The organism is Proteus sp. G3927 (assembly GCF_963894685.1).
GTDB classification, from domain to species: Bacteria; Pseudomonadota; Gammaproteobacteria; order Enterobacterales; family Enterobacteriaceae; genus Proteus; species Proteus mirabilis.
Map to the genome: position 1 here is coordinate 149,937 of NZ_CAWQGX010000027.1, position 17,708 is coordinate 167,644.

The following is a 17,708-nucleotide window of genomic DNA, read 5'->3' on the forward strand; positions in this document are numbered from 1 at the left end:
AAAAATTTTAACTTTTAAAGACTATTCAATAAGATAGGACAAGCCATATGCTAAACACAAAAGAAAAAAACATATTGAGAAATATAGAAAAAAGTGTTTTATGTAGGAATATAAAATTTAATATAAAGTGTAATTTACAAACCACTTTCTTTACAATAGTTTTCTCTCTTTTCTTTGTTTTTAGTAAAAGTATAACTCTTACACTGCAAAGTAAAATATCAATTAGCTTATTAATCGTTTTATTTGTATATTTATTTGGTTCATGGCATTCATTCCGAAATATAAAGCTAGCAACAAAATTAACAATTATATATATAAAAATAAAATTAAAAAAATTCGTTAATAATCTTAGCTCTTCATGAAAATTAAATTAACCCTGTACAGATAAAACTTTTCTCATCGAGTTGAACTAACGTTTACTAAGAGTTTGCTACCTCCTACTTCTTATTTTTACTTCCAGCCACTTTTTATCACTCTTTTGCTCTGCTAAATTGTTTCTTCTCCCTCTTTCCGATTAAGGTACTTTATGAACACGCTTCCCATTTATTATGTTAACGCTTTTACTTCAACACCTTTTTCCGGAAATCCGGCTGCGGTTATTTTGTTAGATAAATGGCTACCCGATGACACACTACTTAAATTAGCTAATGAGATTGGTTTACCTGAAACGGCTTTTTTAGTTGCCAATCATATTCGCTGGTTTACGCCTAAAGTAGAAGTTCCCCTATGTGGACATGCGACTTTAGCCACGGCTTTTGTATTAAAAACGATTAACAAAGCACCTGCGACAAGCTTTAAATTCCATTCTTTGTCTGGAGAGCTCACGGTATCTTGTCACTCTTCAAGTTTTACTCTCGATTTTCCTCAAGTACCTGCATCATTAAATCCAACTATAAAACCATCATTAGAAACGGCACTAAACATAGATATTGAAGAAGTTTGGCAATCTCACGACAGATATACCTGCTTTGTGGCTGATCCTAACAAGGTTATTGATTATCAACCTGACTTTAATGCTATAACACAACTACCACTTCCCGGTGTAATATTGACGGCGAAAGGTCATGCGCCTTTTGATTTTATTTCACGCTTTTTTGCACCACGTAAAGGAGTTAATGAAGATCCAGTAACTGGCACTTCACATTGTGTATTAGCTCCAATTTGGGCAAAAAAATTAAACAAAGATAAATTAAATGCCAGACAAGTTTCCGCGAGGGGAGGCAATATACAGTGTGAACTCAAACAAGAGCGCTTATTGCTTACTGGTGATGCTGTACTATTTTTAACCGGTGAAATAACCTTTTAAAATTAAAGAGGAATATCATCTATTCCTCTCCTTTGCTTTCATTTTTCTCTATTTTATACTTTAGGATCATCCCTACTGTATAGAAAGATAAGGTTTTATTATGTCCACAACGGATTTATCTCTAGAGTTGCAAGATAAAATTAAACACTCAATCACCCGCGTCTCTAAAGTTATTTTTCCAACCACGACCAATCATCACTCCACACTCTTTGGCGGAACGGCATTAGCATGGATGGATGAAGTCTCTTTTATTACCGCTACGCGCTTTTGCCGTAAACGTTTAGTGACAGTTTCTACAGAGAAAATTAATTTTAATCACCCTATTCCCTCTGGCACCATTATTGAATTAGTTGGTGAGGTAATACGTGTCGGGCGTACCAGTCTAACGGTAAATGTTTCTATTTTTCTCGAAGATATGTATGCCGAAGGACGAGAAGAAGTGATCCACGGCCAATTTAATTTTGTTGCCGTTGATGAGCATGGTAAGCCAACCCCTTTATTCGATAAACCATCGCTTTTATAACCGCTAATCTGTCGTTTTATTCTTCAAATTAAAAACGACAGATTTTATTATGCTGTGGGTTAATTAATATCGTCCGATTTTATTTGATCAGATAAATCTTTGTGGATACTTTTCAATCACATGAAAATATCAAATAAAATCAATGGGTAAATTGATTACTCACATGTAAAGCAAGAGTTATCCACAGTTAATGTGGATAACAGGAAAGACGTTGCAACAACTTTAGCCGTTAAATAACACAAATTTTTATCACTTCAAATTCAATTTGGCATACAGTCAACTTTGCCCCCGTGATTGCACTTTCAGCCATCACTATCTCTGTTGATGATTGATAACGGCGACACACCTCTAGAGCTAATTCAATACTTGGCTCAATTAATAAAATAGCACCGATATTTTCAACCGTCGTCGGAAAATCACTCGCTGAGGAGATGGTATAGAGTAAAGATTGCTGGTCTTGGGCAATTTGTTGCGCTTTATCTGTTGCGGCTTGATTAACTCTTTGTTGTTTAGCGGAGTCACCGCCACCAGAATGCAGGTAGATCATCGCTTCCTCATAAAAATATCAATAATAATTAATTTTTGCTATGTAAAAAAACCATCAATATCTGTCGATATAAAGGCCGTTTATATGTAATTAGATAACACAATGATAATCAACAAAAAGCCTTTAATAACAATATTATTAAAGGCTTTAGTTCTATTTCATATCTTGGTTATATTGCGTATGAGCAGTTAACAGCTTATCAATTGAAGCTTGGCATAAATAAGGTTTTAATGCGGCAAACTTTTTCTCTGACCAACTATAAATATTTAAAGATAAAAGTTGCTCTATCACTTTTGGTTCAAAGCGGTATTTAACATGCTTAGCCGGTATTCCACCAACGATACTATAAGGAGCAACATCTTTTGTCACTACACTATTTGCTGCGATAATAGCCCCTTCACCAATAGTAACGCCAGGCATAATCATTGCCCGCATACCTATCCATACACCATCGTGAATATAAGTATCACCTTTACCAATATAGGCTTCTTTAATATTGTCTAAAAATGGATAAAGAGAAAACCAATCCATACGATGAGTATGATTGCCCCCCATCAAAATAACCGCTTCAGCACCAATACAAACATAGTCACCGATATATAATTTATCGATTTCCCATAAGGGTTCCCACTGAAGGCTAATTTCATCGCCATAAAGGTAACGCACTACAGATGCTTCAAAGCCATTATCCCAACAATCACTGTAATAGCTATGTTGACCTTTAATAATAATATTCTTATTTTTTACTGTTTCGTGTAAATATTCGACACGTGACCAATGTTTCGTGTTCATACTATGACTCGCTATAAATTAATGAGCCATCAAAGAATGCTGTATTCTTTGATGATGTGTCCGCATTCCAAAACACATCATGACTAAGCAATCCGTGGTTGTAACAATAACGGATTTTGAACCTTATCCATTCCTTACACTCCTTCACCATTATTATGAATATCTATAATAATGTGACATAGAAAAACCACAAAGTTGCAACTTGTTAACTATTTTTCCAGCAACTCTGTGGTTTTAAAAATACATTATCTTCTAGCTATCAACTATGCTATTTAAAAAAATCTTTACTACCATGTGGCGCACAACGCAAATATTGCGGAGCGACTTTAATGGTCTGCTTTAACTTTTCAGCCGCATGCCAAGGCCAACGAGGATCATAAAGTATTCCTCTGCCTAATGCGATAAAATCAGCTTGTTCAGTCAGTAAAATAGCTTCTGCTTGCTCTGGCTCTGTAATTAACCCAACCGCAATCACGGGTAATTGTGTTTCATTATAGATGGCTTGAGCAAAAGGAACCTGATAATTAGGTCCTAGCTTGATGGCTTGTTTGTCTGATAAGCCACCGGAAGAAACATGAATATAGTGGCAACCGAGATCTTCAAGATGTTGAGTTAATGCGATAGAACTTTCCAGATCCCATCCTCCCTCAACCCAATCAGTCGCCGATATTCTTACTCCCACACACATTTTGTCAGAGACTGCTTTTTTGACTGCAGTAAAAACATCAATTAACAAGCGACTACGATTATTAAAATCACCGCCATACTGATCGGTGCGATGGTTTGATAATGGTGATAAGAATTCATGCAGTAAATAACCATGAGCACCATGTATCTCAATAACATCAATGCCTGCTGACTCAGCTCTTTTAGCTGCTTCAACAAATGCGTTTTTTATCTTTTCAATCTCATCAATTGTTAATGCTTGAGGCTGATGATATTGACCAAAAGCAATACTAGAAGGTGCTACTTTTTGCCAGCCATTCTCATCATCAGGAGCCAATGATTTTCCACCTTCCCATGGCAACGATGTTGATGCTTTTCGCCCCGCATGAGCCAACTGTATACCTATTTTAGCATTAGTATGCTGTTTTATATCGCTAATAAGCTGTTTTAATGCGCGACCATGTTCCTCAGACCATAATCCGAGATCTTTATAGCTAATTCTACCTCGAGGCTCTACCGCCGTCGCTTCTATAATCACTAAAGCGGCACCTGATAATGCTAATTGCCCATAGTGCATTGTATGCCAAGATGTGGGTATTCCATCTTGCGCAGAATATTGGCACATTGGTGCAACAATAATACGGTTGTCTAATTGATGAGGTCCTAATTTATTAGGCGTAAATAACAAACTCATGCAAAGCCTCCTGCTATATAAGCAATGAGACAAAAATCATTTTTATCTTATGGTTACGATTAAAAATAATTATTTGCCCTCTATCTGGTTTTAAATGAACCATCACTATAACTTAATAAGGCTAACGCATTAAATGACATAACGCGATAACCTATCTCACAGAGTACTAAGAAAAAAAGACTTCAATGGCTGATCCTAATACAACATCTAATAAAATAGCGGTATTAGATGCCATATTAGGTTATAACGCATTATAGGATATGAAATATTAATGTGGTTTTACTAATAAGAGTGATAGCTTTCTTGCAAAGGGTAAAACGAATAAAACGGTTGGAAACGCAATCATCCAAGATACCCCCCATGAAGAGAACCAAGGTGCAAACATAAGGCTATTTAAGCCCATTGTTTTTGCTGTACTAATAAAAGAAACAATGCCACACATCACAAAAGATAGGAAAAACGGAACCAGAAAAATCATGGCTCTTGGTGGCAATTTAGGTATACCCAAAATATTATTTTTATCTTGAAAAAACATAGAAAAGACCCCAATAAAAACGTGTACTACGGCATATAACCGCCAATACAACAGGCGAATACCCATAAAGGTAAAAAAATTAAGTTATATGCGTTGATTAACGTAAACGCTTACGAGTCTTGTAGACTAGACCGATGCTAGTATATAAATGAAAGTATTTTTGTCAAGTAAACTATTATCATTATCATTTGATAAAAACAATAGAATTCATGAATAACTTAAGTGAATCTTTATCTTTCAACAGAACTACACCAAGGGTATAACATTATTACTCATATTTTGAGTTAATTTTTACCCAATACATTTTATCGGTGAAATGCTCCCTGAGGAGGGGAGCATTTCTGACACAGAACGATTTAATTAATATTAAAAGTGATCATCTAATTGCATATTAATTCCTTTTAATAACAGTGTTTATTCCAATTAAATTGCATAATTTTATTTAGAATATTGAAATGTATAGGGTAAATAAATTAATTAACTCTGATACAACATGCTTATCTTACTATATTGTTTTTTATCTAATAGTAAGAAAAGATCGCCTCTTATCTCATATTCAATATGATAAAATTATATTTTCTATATTATCCATTTTTATGCAAAATATTTATTATCTGTTTATTTATAATTAATACCTTTATTTTCTATTATTAATAGAATTAATATTATCAATTTACGTTAACGCATTACTTTCTATGAGTTAACTCTTTGGTTATATTGAAATTTAAAACAATACAGTTCAGCAATAAATGTCATCATCATCATAAAAGCAAGTATTTATTTATCACCTCTACAAAAGATTCATGTAGAAAGTGATTATTTTATTACTTAAACACCTTACTTTCAGTAAAAATACATATTTAATAATATATTATCTAATATTAAGAGTTGATTAATCACACTTAGCTTTATCTTTTATTATATTGCTCAAACTTTATTTGCCTTTTATACTTTCTTAAAGCATATTTTTATAGGTGTTATTATGAATATTTTATTAGTTGAAGACGATCTGCAATTGGGAAAGGCGCTCTGTCGTGGTCTAGAAATTGCCGGTTTTCAGCCCTGCTGGGTAAGATTGCTTACGGATGCACGTGTTCAATTAAACCAAAAAGCCTTTGATTTAATGTTGCTTGATCTAGGTCTTCCTGATGGTGATGGTCAAGATGAACTTATCGCACTAAGAAAAAGTGGTGAAAAAATACCCATTATTATTTTGACGGCTCGTACTCAAATAGATAACCTAGTACAAACATTAGATTCAGGTGCTGACGATTTCTTACCAAAACCTTTTGCTATGCCTGAATTAATTTCTCGTGTAAAAGCCGTAAGTCGCCGTATGGCCGGTTTCTCTTCACAGATTTGGTCTATCGGTGATTTACAGCTTAATCCCTCGAATCATCAAGTCACTTTAAATGGTGAACTATTGTTATTATCAGGTAAAGAGTACCAGCTATTATATGAGCTGATGCGCAATACAGATAATGTAGTACGTAAATCTGATTTAGAACAACGCTTATTTGGCTTAGATGACAAAATTGAAAGTAACTCACTTGAAGTTCATATGCACAACTTACGCCGTAAAATAGGCAAAGAGCGTATTATTACGGTTCGCGGTATCGGTTATCTCTTAAAAAAAGAAGTGAACTAAATGAAGATCCGCTCTTTCTTTATTTATACTATCTTTCTACAAACGATATCTATCGTGATGCTATGGGGCGTTTGGTTAGCTTGGATAGAATTTGATTATCTTGCTGACTTTGAAACTATCTACAATAAGCAACAAGAAATTATTGCTGAAGGATTTGCCAATACACTCGAAACGGTTTCCTCTCAACCCGAGACAGTAAAACAGATAGCTCACCATTTACAAAACATGTATATCGATACCATGCTTAATGGTGAGGATGATGATTTACACTATTTACCTTGGTTTATTGTCTTAAATAAAGATAATGATCTGATTTATACCAATAGACCGGAACTTTCTCTGCCTAAACGGGTACTGTCGCTTGCCTCTGAAAAAATCTCTGTGGCTGGGGAGAAATGGTATTTATCTTATAGTTGGGGAAAACAACATAAAATTAAAGTTTTTATTGGTGAATCCGTCGAAGATAGAGGACATGTCATTGGTAACCCTATTTCCGGTACTTTTGTGCCCTTCCTATTTATTTTAGCAACGGTGATCTTGGCTATCTTAATTACTGCTTATTTTAGTTTGCGCCCTTTAAGACAAGCCGCAGAGCTGATTTCTAATCGAAAACCTCGTAATTTAACGCCAATTAATGTCGGACAACAATTTAAAGAGATCCGCCCTATCTTTAAAGAGCTTAACCAATTAATGGCAAGAATAGATGCGGCTAATATTAGAGAAAAACAATTTATGGCTGATGCGGCTCATGAGCTAAGAACCCCGATTGCAGCAGTGATTGCCCAATTGCACATTCTCTCTTTAGTCGATGAAAAGCAGGAGCGAGAAGAAATTATTGAAGATATGAAACAATCTCTGGATAGAGCCGCCGCACTTTCCCACCAGCTTATTGATTTAGCAAGATTAGAGTGTGACGATTTCCCTATAAAAATAGAATCCTTTGATGTTTATAATATTATTGGTAATGCTATTGCTCAGCGCGTGCCCTATGCCTTAACAAAAAATATTGAGCTATCTTTAAATGAAGGTATGTCACTTAAAATAGAAACAGATAAACAAGCACTACTGTCTATTTTTAATAACTTATTGGATAATGCAATCAAATATTGCCCCAATAATAGTCAAGTCGAAGTGACTATTGAACATAAAGATAACCATCATCTCAATATTATTCTGCGTGATAATGGACCAGGAATTGCACCAGAGTATATTAGCTCACTATTTTCCCGTTTTTATCGTGTTCCGGGATCACAAGGGACGGGCAGTGGTTTAGGCTTATCTATTGCACAAAATCTCGCTGAAAAAATTCAAGCAACCATTTCCATTACTGAAGGGCTACACAATAAAGGTATTGGTTTTATTATTACCTTACCGTTAAAAATTAAACCACTAGATAATGAGTAAATATAATTATAGGAGGCCTTTGCCTCCTATAATTTTAGTTAAAACTATTAGTTATGCTTATCCCCACAAAGTGGCTATCCAACGTAGCATCGCGGTAATAATAGCAGCACTTAATACCACCAAAATAAAAGGTTTCTTTTTCCAGGTTAAAACGCCTGCAACACCCACACCAATAATCTTGGCAATATCAGCGAGTTGGTCACCATCAAAAAAAGTAGATGTCATTGCAACCGAAAATAAGATCACGATTGCTGAAAGTGAAAACATTTCTTTGACCCGCTCAGACATCCCCGTTTTATTATTTAATAAGATACCGGAGATGCGCATGGCATAAGTTCCTACGGCTAAAATAGCGATACCTGCGATAAGTGAAGTTGTTGAGATCATATTTTTCTCACCACAAATAAAACGCCTAACAAGGATAATAAAACCGGTATTCCCGCAGGGAGAAACAGTGTCGTTGCTAAGGCAATCACACTACCAATAATAGCGGCTTTTCGTGTTAATTTATTTTTCAATGCCGGTAAACTTAATGCCAAAATAATCGCTGGGAACATCGCATCTAAACCAAGCATTTTTATATCAACAATAAAAGAGCCTAAATAAACACCTAGCATAGTACCTAACGGCCACATCAGTAAAATGCCTAATCCACAAGCCCAAAATGCTAATCTATTTTGCTCAGCAGTCGATTGAGATAACCCAAAAACCACACTTTCATCATTTAATACATGAAAGCCTAATAGTGATTTAATCCCTTTTCCGGGTAACTCTTTCACCGCCATACTAAAAGGGATGTGCCTTGCATTGACCATTAAGCCAGCGAGTGCCGCATAGATGGCGCTTCCTCCCATCGCAACCACTCCGATAAATAGAAATTCAGAAGCCCCAGCCAAAACAAAAATCGATAACGAAAGGGGTACCCAAAAATCGAAACCTTGAGTATGTGCTAAAGCACCATAAGATATTCCAACGATCCCATCCGCTAATGAAACAAGCAGAATATCTCTAAGTACGTTATTATCTAGACGACTGTTAATATGCATAAAAAAACGTATTATTTATTGAACGATTTGTTCATTATGTTGAACGATGTATTTTTTTGCAAGCTGATTTTTGAAGGAAACTATGATGTCATCACCTTCGGCACCCATTGAAATTATTTCTCAATCCATTGCTAGAGAAAGAAAAAAAGCAGGTCTTTCACTTGCAGAAATCGCAAGGCGAGCGGGGATCGCAAAGTCAACGTTATCCCAATTAGAAGCGGGACAAGGTAATCCAAGTATCGAAACTTTATGGGCTATTTGCGTCGCACTCAATATTCCGTTTTCACAACTGATTTCCTCACCTAAACCAGAAGTTAAAGTGATCCGCAAAGGTGATGGATTTAAAATTAGTGCAGAAAAGGCCTATTACCATGCCTTTTTATTGTCATCTTGCCCCAATGGCGCGAAGCGCGATATTTATACGGTTATTGCTCAACCGGGTAAAGATAGAGTGTCAGATCCTCATAGTAAAAATGTCACAGAACATATTCTTATAATTAGCGGTCGTGCCATTGTCGGTACTTTAGATAATCAACAAGAGTTATCTCCCGGTGACTATATTTGTTACCCTGGTGACGTTACTCATGTGCTACGTGCATTAGAGCCAGATACTACCGCTGTCATGATCATTGAACATCACAATTAGTGACAATGGTATTATCGCACTGATTTTTCGGATAAAGTCAAAATCAGTGCGATAAAAATTTACTATGGTTTAACACCGGCTTTCTCAAGATAAATCTCTCTTAAGCGTTGTGATAACGCCCCTACCTTACCTTGATTTATTTTTTCATTATCAATGGAGATCACCGGCCAAATTAAGGTCGTCGCTGAACTAATAAAAGCCTCTTTGGCTTGTTTCGCTTCTTCGAGTGTAAATAAACGCTCAATGATGGTGAGTTTTTGCTCTTTGGCTAACTGAATAATCGCTTGTCGCGTGATCCCCGGTAAAATATCTTGGCTTAATGGGCGAGTGATAATTTCATCTTGCTGATTAACAATAAAGAAATTGCTTGAACTTCCTTCGGTGATATAACCCTCTTTGATAAAAATAGCATCATCAGCACCTTGCTGATGCGCATGATGTTTAGCTAAACATGCAGCAAGTAATGCCACCGTTTTAATATCACAGCGTTGCCAACGAATATCCTCAACACTTACGACAGAAATTCCTTTGCTTGCATTAGGATGATTTACCACCGTTGAGTGTTGAACAAATAGCACCAATGTAGGAGCGACTGATGAAGACGGGAAATCAAAAAAACGTGATGAATCGGCGCCACGAGTGACTTGTAAATAGATAAGTCCTTCATGCAGATGGTTCTTATCTATCAATTGCTCGTGGATCTCTTTTAATTGCTCTTTGGTTAATGAAAAAGGCATTGATAATGCTTTGCACGAGCGCTGTAAACGTTGAAAATGCCCTTCAAAATCAATTAATTGTCCGTTAATAACGGCGGTAACTTCATAAACGGCATCAGCAAATAAGAAACCTCGATCAAAAACAGAGATATTAGCTTGTTCTTTAGGTACAAATTGGTTATTTAAATACACAATCTCAGACATTTTACCTCCGTGATAAATTGTATTAACCTTGATAACTTTTCACCACACTACTCTTTCACATTACTATTTCAAATGCTACTGACTTTCTAATACAAATCTTTAATGGCCTTTTTCTTTAAAGAATTCCTGTTATATAGCTAAAAATTGCTATAATTTGCGATAAGGATTACAAATTAAGAGGTTGTTATGTTAGACATTAATAAAAATAATTTATCTCAGCTAACAGAGAAACTCGTTAAAAAGCAGTGTACTTTAATGAGTATCATTGCCATGCTGGGATTACTTGCGGGTATTATCTGTATTATTAACCCTTTTTCTTCAGGGGTCGTGGTCAGTGTTTTCCTCGGTGTGGTGTTTTTTGCTTGTGCAATAACCAGCATAATGGCGGCCTTTAATAGCCGGATCTCTTCTGGTTGGTCGATGTTAATTACTTTACTTGCTGGTTTTATCTATCTATTTTTAGGTTATATTTTTATTACCGATCCTTTAAATGGCATGTTAAGCCTTGCATTTATTATCGGTTATTTATTTATCTTTGCAGGAATACTCCGCTTAGTACTCGGCTTTAAGCAAATTAAAGATAGCTTTTATGGCTGGTTTAATATTTTAGTGGGCTTTTTAGATCTTGTTTTAGCCTATTTCTTACTAGCTTTTGGCCCTGAAACTTCTATAACACTGGTGATGGCATTGATTGGCATACAACTTATTTTAAGTTCTATAACTATTCTATCAATAGCCAGTGCAATCAAGCGGATGACTCGTTAATTGCGTCTTAGTTTATAAGCTGTAGTTGAATGTTAGAGCCACTTAATGTGGCTCTAAAAGTAGCGGTGTATATATTTTATCCCAATTCGACAAAGCCAACCGAGACTACTTGTCAAATGCCCTTCCTTTTACTTCCTCATTTCTCTACTGCAATAGTTAGTTTAAAAAGACAATATCGCGAAAGGCGCAATAGAAAAAGTCAACTAAGCGCTATAAGCAGAAAAATAATTTTAAAACAATAAGATAGATATAAATTCAAACGTTCTTAAGCTATGGTTACCAACAAAAAATGCTTTCAATATAAAAAATAATTTAAAATTTAAAATATTTTTGTATAAAGCTATTGACTGTTATGAAAATGTGATTAGAATCAGTATCAGAAAATATTTGTGACGAGAATCACATTTTATTAATAGGATACTTAATATGAAATCAATGACTTCTTTTATTACTCATCTGCACCAAGTTGTTGTTAAATTATCTTCAACTCGTTTATTGTAATTCTTTGTATTAAAAAGAATAACTAGTGCATAAAGCCAGAAAATGCACTCTATATCGCAAGAGGCACTATCTGGCTTTTATTTTCTATCTCTTTGATTTTTTCTTATCTTACTCTTCGCGCATCTTTAGTAACAAAAATTTCACTTGTTTGAACTAAAATCCCTCTTCTTGTACCCTAGTATTAAATCACCTTTTATGATGAGGATAGTTTATGCAGCAGCAACTGCTTACATGGATACGTCAGTTTAATGAAGAGTACGCTCAAATCACTTCTCTGTTACTTGTTTTATTGATCATTTTTGTTGTTGCTCTTGTTCTCCACTTTATTTTGCACAAACTTGTGCTCCCTAAGCTTTCAAAAGCTATCAGTAAATACGATCAAAAGTGGCAACTCTCTTTTGAAATTAATAAGTTATTCAGTCGATTTGCCTTTCTTATCCAAGGTGTAGTCATTAATATCCAAGCCTTATTATGGATGGGACCCGGTAAGACACAGGAGATATTAACCACTACAGCTCAAGCATGGTGTTTACTTTTCGGTTTATTGATGATTTTCTCAATTATGGATCTCTGTTTGCAGATCATGAGAAATTCCCCTTCTTTTGGCCGATTACCCCTTAGAGGTATTTTCCAAAGTTTAAAATTAGTCGCCAGCGTGCTGATTGGTATCATGATTGTTTCATTACTGATCGGTAAATCACCGCTTATTTTATTAAGTGGTTTAGGTGCCATGACTGCGGTGTTGATGTTGGTATTTAAAGATCCAATTATGGGACTTGTTGCCGGTATTCAACTCTCCGCCAATAATATGATTAGCTTGGGTGATTGGTTAGAAATGCCTAAATATGGTGCTGATGGTGCCGTAGTGGATATTAGCCTCACCACAGTAAAAGTACGTAATTGGGATAATACCGTTACGACCATTCCTACTTATTCTTTAATTTCTGATTCGTTTAAAAACTGGCAAGCGATGACACAATCAGGTGGGCGTCGAATTAAGCGCAGTTTATCTCTTGATATCAATAGTATTTACTTTTTAGATCAAGAGAATATTGATAAATTAGAAAAGGCACAGCTTCTTGAACCTTATATAAAAAGCAAAGTAGGTGAAATCTCCAGCTATAACGCTAGCCTTTGTCATGAGCATCAAATGCCACTTAATCAACGTGGTATGACGAATGTCGGTACATTTCGCGCTTACGTGGAAGCTTATCTAAAAAATCATCCGAAGATCCATAAACAGATGACCATTATGGTAAGACAGCTTGCTCCAACCTCTGAAGGGCTACCTATCGAAATTTATGCCTTTACCAATACAACCGTGTGGGTAGAGTATGAAGCTATTCAGTCAGATATTTTTGATCATATATTCGCTATTCTTCCTCAGTTTGGTTTACGAATACACCAATCACCAACAGGTAGCGATGTTAGAGCATTAAAATTCCCTACCAATATCGACACACCATAGCCCTAGCGTTCATTATTTAAAAGGGAGATTAATTCTCCCTTTTTTCTATTAAATAAATTAACAAATATTTATAATTATCGACTTTGTTATCATATTAACAATCTTGTTTTAGCCTATTTTTTTAAAATCGATATGTTATTTTTTATATATCGAATCACTGTTTCCACCTATATATTTGATATTTTATTTACCACTAAAGTGGTATTAACCGCAAAATGTAACCAATTGTTTAATAATTATTTTTTTAGATAACCTTATTAACATTTTTTATATTGATATAAATCATTATAGGTATAGGTGTAATAACTTAACATAGATATACAACTTTATTTGTTGTGAAAAATGTTAGGGTAATGTCAATGTCAAAAATTAAAAATAATGTTTCTATCACTGAAATGAGCCGGCGTGGCTTCATTCAGTCTGCAGCTGTTCTTTCTGGCGCTGCTGCTGTAGCTGGAACGGTATCATTACCTTTCTCTGCTAATGCTCAAACACCCCAGGGTATTCGTCCTGATGAGACGTCTGAAACCATCAAATACAGTGCATGCTTAGTGAACTGTGGTAGTCGTTGCCCATTAAAAGTTCATGTTAAAGATGGCGTGATCCGCCGTATTTCCAATGAAACCATGTTTGATGACTCAACCTTTGGTCTTCATCAGATCCGTCCTTGCTTACGTGGACGTTCCGTTCGTTGGAAAACTTATAATCCAGACCGTTTAAAATACCCCATGAAACGTGTCGGTAAACGTGGTGAAGGTAAATTCGAGCGTATCTCTTGGGATGAAGCGACTTCGATTATCGCTGATAAGCTAAAATATACTATCGATACCTATGGTAATGAGGCTATTTATTACCAATATGGTACTGGATCTACCGGGGCGAATTTACATGGTAGAACAGCCTGTAAACGTCTATTAAGTACAGTCGGTGGCTTCTTAAGTGACTACGGTACTTACTCTTATTCACAATTAACCGGCATCGTCCCTTATGTGTATGGTGATATGCTGGAATCTCTGTTAACAGAAATCGAAAACTCAGATTTGGTTGTGATGTTTGGTCATAATCTTGCTGAAACTCGTATGTCTGGCGGTGGTCAGTTCTATGAAACACTGAATGCGTTAGATAAGAGTAAAAGTAAAGTAATTATTATCGACCCGCGTCGTACTGATAGTGTCACAACATTAGGTGCAGAGTGGATCCCTATCTATCCGGGTACTGATGCTGCATTAGTGGCTGCGTTAGGTTATGTGATGATCCAAGAGGGTATCACTGATGAGGCATTTTTACGTGAATATTGCATCGGTTGGGATAAACAAACTCTGCCAGCCTCAGCACCTGAAAATGGCTCTTACAAAGACTATATTCTCGGTAATGGTCCTGATGGAATTGCTAAAACCCCTGAGTGGGCAAGTCAATTAACCGGAATTTCCGTTGCACGTATTATTCAATTAGCACGTGAAATTGGTAATGCCAGAGCGGCGTGGATCTCCCAAGGCTGGGGTATTCAGCGTACCAGTAATGGTGAACAAGCTTGCCGTGCAATTATGATGTTGCCATTAATGTCTGGTCATATTGGTCGTCCTGGTACTAATACCGGATGTTGGGGCGGTAGCATTGAATACCCTGTCGCAAGTTTTGCCATACCAAATCCAGTAAAAACCCAGATCCCAACATTTATGTGGTCTGAAGCGGTTGCTCGTGGTGAAGAGTTAACCAGTAAAAATGCCGGTGTCAGAAATAAAGATAAGCTGGATACGGGCATTAAATTTATGTGGTGTTACTCCAGTAATGTGATTGGTAACCAGCATGCTGATCTCAATAAAACACATGAATTACTGCAAGATGAATCAAAATGTGAATTTATTTTAGTGTGGGATAACCACATGACACCATCAGCAAAATATGCCGATATTTTACTGCCTGATGTCACTACTGTGGAAACTAACGATCTTATCAATAACTCTTATGCAAGTGGTGCGTATCATTATATGGTGCGTTTACAAAATGCCATTGAGCCGTTATGGGAAAATCGTCCTAACTATGATGTATTGGCAGATATCGCTGAAAAATTAGGTGTTAAAGAGAAATTTACTGAAGGTAGAACCTACCAAGAGTGGATTGAGTATTGCTATAACCAAGTAAAAGAAAATAACCCAGCGCTTCCTTCTTTTGCTGAAACTAACGATATGGGGATTGTGGATAGAAAACTTCCTCCTCGTAGCGCTTATGTGGCATTAGAAGCATTTCGCCAAGATCCTATCGCCAACCCACTAAAAACAGCATCAGGTAAAATTGAAATCTATTCTGAGAAATTAATGCAAGACACTGAAGGTTGGATCTTACCAGAAGGTGATCGTATTCCTGCAATTCCAGAATATTGTAAAAATAAAGAAGGTGTTGAAAACGTTACCTTAAAAGAGAAGTTCCCACTGCAAATGACGGGCTTCCACGATAAAGGTCACGTCCACTCTACCTATTTTAACGTCGCAATGTTACGTGAAGCTATTCCTCATCAATTTTGGTTAAACCCCGTTGATGCGGCACAGCGTGGATTAAAATCTGGCGATATTGCTGAGATTTATAACGAACGTGGTCGCTTGCATATTCGTGTCAAAGTGACAGATCGTGTATTACCTGGTGTGATTGCAGTACCACAAGGTGCATGGCGTTCACTTGATACAACAGGTGTAGATACCGGTGGATGTATTAATACATTAACAAGCTGGCACCCATCGCCGTTTGCTAAAGGAAATCCACAACATACTAACCTTGTTGAAGTGAAACGTGCATAAGGAGTTAACTCATGAAGCAATATGGTTTTTATTTTGACTCCACTAAATGCACTGGCTGTAAAACCTGTCAAGTCAGTTGCAAGGACGAAAAAGATTTAGATTTAGGCCCTAAATTCCGTCGTGTTTATGAATATGGCGGTGGTAGCTGGGCAAAACAAGACGGTATCTGGACACAAAATATTTATAGTTATTATTTATCAATTTCTTGTAACCACTGCTCTAACCCTACTTGCGTGGCAGGTTGCCCTACTGGCGCGATGCATAAACGTGAAGAAGACGGTTTAGTGGTTGTTAATCAAGATGTTTGTGTTGGATGCCGTTATTGTGAATTACGTTGCCCTTATGGCGCACCACAGTTTGATGAAAAGAAAAAATTGATGTCAAAATGTGATGGTTGCTATGAGCGTGTCGCCCAAGGTATGAAACCGGTCTGTGTTGAATCTTGTCCACAACGTGCACTGGATTTTGATGATATTGAAGTGATCAGAGCGAAACATGGTACAGAGTGTGGTATCGCACCAATGCCAGATCCAAGCTTAACTAACCCAAATATCGTGATAAAAGCACATAAAGATGCAAAACCTTCTGGTGATAAAACCGGCTCAGTTCAAAATGCGGCGGAGGTATAAACCATGCATGAACTTCCTCTTGTCTTTTTTACTGTTTTAGGCTCTAGCGCAGCAGGTCTGTTTCTGATCGCTTATATCAGTAAAAAGTTAGGTCAAATTGATGAACAACAACTGCGTAATGCCAATATTCTTGCTCTGATATTAATGCTTGTGGGCTTAGGTATTGGTGGATTACACGTAGGTCAGCCACTACGCTTTTTCAATATGTTATTAGGCGTAGGCCGTTCTCCAATGAGTAACGAAGCTTTTCTAAGTGGTGTATTTACTGGTTTTGCTTTTGCAACAGTGGCACTCACTATTATGAAAAAATGGCGGGGATTACGTGAAATTTGTAATCTATTTACCGTTATTTTTGGTTTAGCTTTTGTTTGGTCAATTCCGCAAGTTTACCATATTCCAACAATTGCTAACTGGAACACAGATTACACCACGTTACAGTTTTGGATGACGCTATTAATTGGCGGTGGAGTACTTGCAATGGTCAGTGGTGCAAGACGTTTAGGGGCATTGTCCTTTATTATCGGTGCCATAATTACCTTTGCCGCACGCTCCGGTTATGTCAGTTTCCTAAGCTTTAATGGCCCAGAATTGAGTGCTGAGCAATCACTGTTTTGGGGTTTCCAATTAGCAGTATTAGCATTAGGTATTGTGGTTGTCGGGTTTAGCGCATTAAAAGCGCAAACCTCAAAAGTGACCTTAGCAACTTGTGCCGCAGCGGTCGTAATTGCTGAATTATCCGGTCGCATTGCCTTTTATAACTTATGGCATATAACCATGTAATATTGGTTTTCTGTGCGATGACGCTTTATCATTATTGATTTATCAT

General features: G+C 36.5%; 17 protein-coding genes. 10 read left to right on the plus strand and 7 right to left on the minus strand.

Features of this window, described 5'->3' with window-relative positions; genetic code table 11:
• Positions 1 to 526: 526 nt before the first annotated feature.
• Both AACV00_RS10175 and AACV00_RS10180 read left to right on the plus strand, forming a co-directional pair.
• Entirely contained in the window at positions 527 to 1,306 is a 780-nt protein-coding gene (locus AACV00_RS10175) for a PhzF family phenazine biosynthesis protein (protein WP_036895248.1), read from the plus strand.
• A gap of 100 nt (positions 1,307 to 1,406) precedes the next feature.
• Positions 1,407 to 1,829 (plus strand): acyl-CoA thioesterase, encoded by a 423-nt coding sequence (locus AACV00_RS10180; protein WP_004243592.1) that lies wholly within the window; start codon positions 1,407 to 1,409, stop codon positions 1,827 to 1,829.
• 229 nt (positions 1,830 to 2,058) lie between these two features.
• Here AACV00_RS10180 and AACV00_RS10185 read toward each other — a convergent pair whose 3' ends face one another.
• The 4 genes from AACV00_RS10185 to AACV00_RS10200 all read right to left on the minus strand — a co-directional run bounded on the left by AACV00_RS10185 (position 2,059) and on the right by AACV00_RS10200 (position 5,063).
• Entirely contained in the window at positions 2,059 to 2,376 is a 318-nt protein-coding gene (locus AACV00_RS10185; RefSeq protein WP_064505728.1) for a hypothetical protein, read from the minus strand.
• A gap of 153 nt (positions 2,377 to 2,529) precedes the next feature.
• Positions 2,530 to 3,168: a CatB-related O-acetyltransferase gene (locus AACV00_RS10190; protein WP_063108403.1), complete on the minus strand. Its 639-nt coding sequence runs from the start codon at positions 3,166 to 3,168 to the stop codon at positions 2,530 to 2,532.
• A gap of 268 nt (positions 3,169 to 3,436) precedes the next feature.
• Positions 3,437 to 4,528: an NADH:flavin oxidoreductase/NADH oxidase gene (locus AACV00_RS10195; RefSeq protein WP_012368075.1), complete on the minus strand. Its 1,092-nt coding sequence runs from the start codon at positions 4,526 to 4,528 to the stop codon at positions 3,437 to 3,439.
• A gap of 268 nt (positions 4,529 to 4,796) precedes the next feature.
• Positions 4,797 to 5,063 carry a DUF2798 domain-containing protein gene (locus AACV00_RS10200; protein ID WP_012368076.1) on the minus strand — a complete coding sequence of 89 codons (267 nt, stop codon included), beginning with the start codon at positions 5,061 to 5,063 and terminating at the stop codon, positions 4,797 to 4,799.
• Positions 5,064 to 6,045: 982 nt separating this feature from the next.
• On the opposite strand from AACV00_RS10200, the gene AACV00_RS10205 reads away from it, so the two are divergent.
• Both AACV00_RS10205 and AACV00_RS10210 read left to right on the plus strand, forming a co-directional pair.
• A complete protein-coding gene (locus tag AACV00_RS10205; RefSeq protein WP_020945900.1) occupies positions 6,046 to 6,711 on the plus strand; it encodes a response regulator in 666 nt (221 codons plus the stop codon).
• Complete coding sequence (locus AACV00_RS10210; RefSeq protein ID WP_020945901.1) at positions 6,712 to 8,115, plus strand: ATP-binding protein; 1,404 nt, start codon at positions 6,712 to 6,714, stop codon at positions 8,113 to 8,115.
• A gap of 57 nt (positions 8,116 to 8,172) precedes the next feature.
• Here the strand turns inward: AACV00_RS10210 and AACV00_RS10215 are convergent, their stop codons facing one another.
• Together AACV00_RS10215 and AACV00_RS10220 are read right to left on the minus strand one after the other, a co-directional pair.
• A complete protein-coding gene (locus AACV00_RS10215; protein WP_004250741.1) occupies positions 8,173 to 8,502 on the minus strand; it encodes an AzlD domain-containing protein in 330 nt (109 codons plus the stop codon).
• Positions 8,499 to 9,161 (minus strand): AzlC family ABC transporter permease, encoded by a 663-nt coding sequence (locus AACV00_RS10220; RefSeq protein ID WP_012368078.1) that lies wholly within the window; start codon positions 9,159 to 9,161, stop codon positions 8,499 to 8,501. Before AACV00_RS10220 ends, AACV00_RS10215 begins: the two co-directional genes overlap by 4 nt.
• A gap of 85 nt (positions 9,162 to 9,246) precedes the next feature.
• On the opposite strand from AACV00_RS10220, the gene AACV00_RS10225 reads away from it, so the two are divergent.
• Positions 9,247 to 9,807 (plus strand): helix-turn-helix domain-containing protein, encoded by a 561-nt coding sequence (locus AACV00_RS10225; RefSeq protein ID WP_004250737.1) that lies wholly within the window; start codon positions 9,247 to 9,249, stop codon positions 9,805 to 9,807.
• 62 nt (positions 9,808 to 9,869) lie between these two features.
• Here AACV00_RS10225 and AACV00_RS10230 read toward each other — a convergent pair whose 3' ends face one another.
• Positions 9,870 to 10,727: a D-amino-acid transaminase gene (locus AACV00_RS10230; protein WP_036971140.1), complete on the minus strand. Its 858-nt coding sequence runs from the start codon at positions 10,725 to 10,727 to the stop codon at positions 9,870 to 9,872.
• Positions 10,728 to 10,913: 186 nt separating this feature from the next.
• Here AACV00_RS10230 and AACV00_RS10235 point away from each other — a divergent pair, with 186 nt between their 5' ends.
• The 5 genes from AACV00_RS10235 (at position 10,914) to AACV00_RS10255 (ending at position 17,662) form a co-directional block, all read left to right on the plus strand.
• Positions 10,914 to 11,492 (plus strand): HdeD family acid-resistance protein, encoded by a 579-nt coding sequence (locus AACV00_RS10235; protein WP_004243604.1) that lies wholly within the window; start codon positions 10,914 to 10,916, stop codon positions 11,490 to 11,492.
• Positions 11,493 to 12,204: 712 nt separating this feature from the next.
• Positions 12,205 to 13,461 carry a mechanosensitive ion channel family protein gene (locus AACV00_RS10240; RefSeq protein ID WP_004250735.1) on the plus strand — a complete coding sequence of 419 codons (1,257 nt, stop codon included), beginning with the start codon at positions 12,205 to 12,207 and terminating at the stop codon, positions 13,459 to 13,461.
• A 353-nt stretch (positions 13,462 to 13,814) separates the two neighbouring features.
• Positions 13,815 to 16,253, plus strand: coding sequence for a DMSO/selenate family reductase complex A subunit (locus AACV00_RS10245; protein ID WP_161680435.1), 2,439 nt, complete (start codon positions 13,815 to 13,817; stop codon positions 16,251 to 16,253).
• An 11-nt stretch (positions 16,254 to 16,264) separates the two neighbouring features.
• The gene (locus tag AACV00_RS10250) at positions 16,265 to 16,882 is read left to right on the plus strand and encodes a DMSO/selenate family reductase complex B subunit (RefSeq protein ID WP_004243609.1); all 618 of its coding nucleotides are present in this window, start codon (positions 16,265 to 16,267) and stop codon (positions 16,880 to 16,882) included.
• A 3-nt stretch (positions 16,883 to 16,885) separates the two neighbouring features.
• Positions 16,886 to 17,662, plus strand: coding sequence for a dimethyl sulfoxide reductase anchor subunit family protein (locus tag AACV00_RS10255; RefSeq protein WP_004243611.1), 777 nt, complete (start codon positions 16,886 to 16,888; stop codon positions 17,660 to 17,662).
• Positions 17,663 to 17,708: the final 46 nt, after the last annotated feature.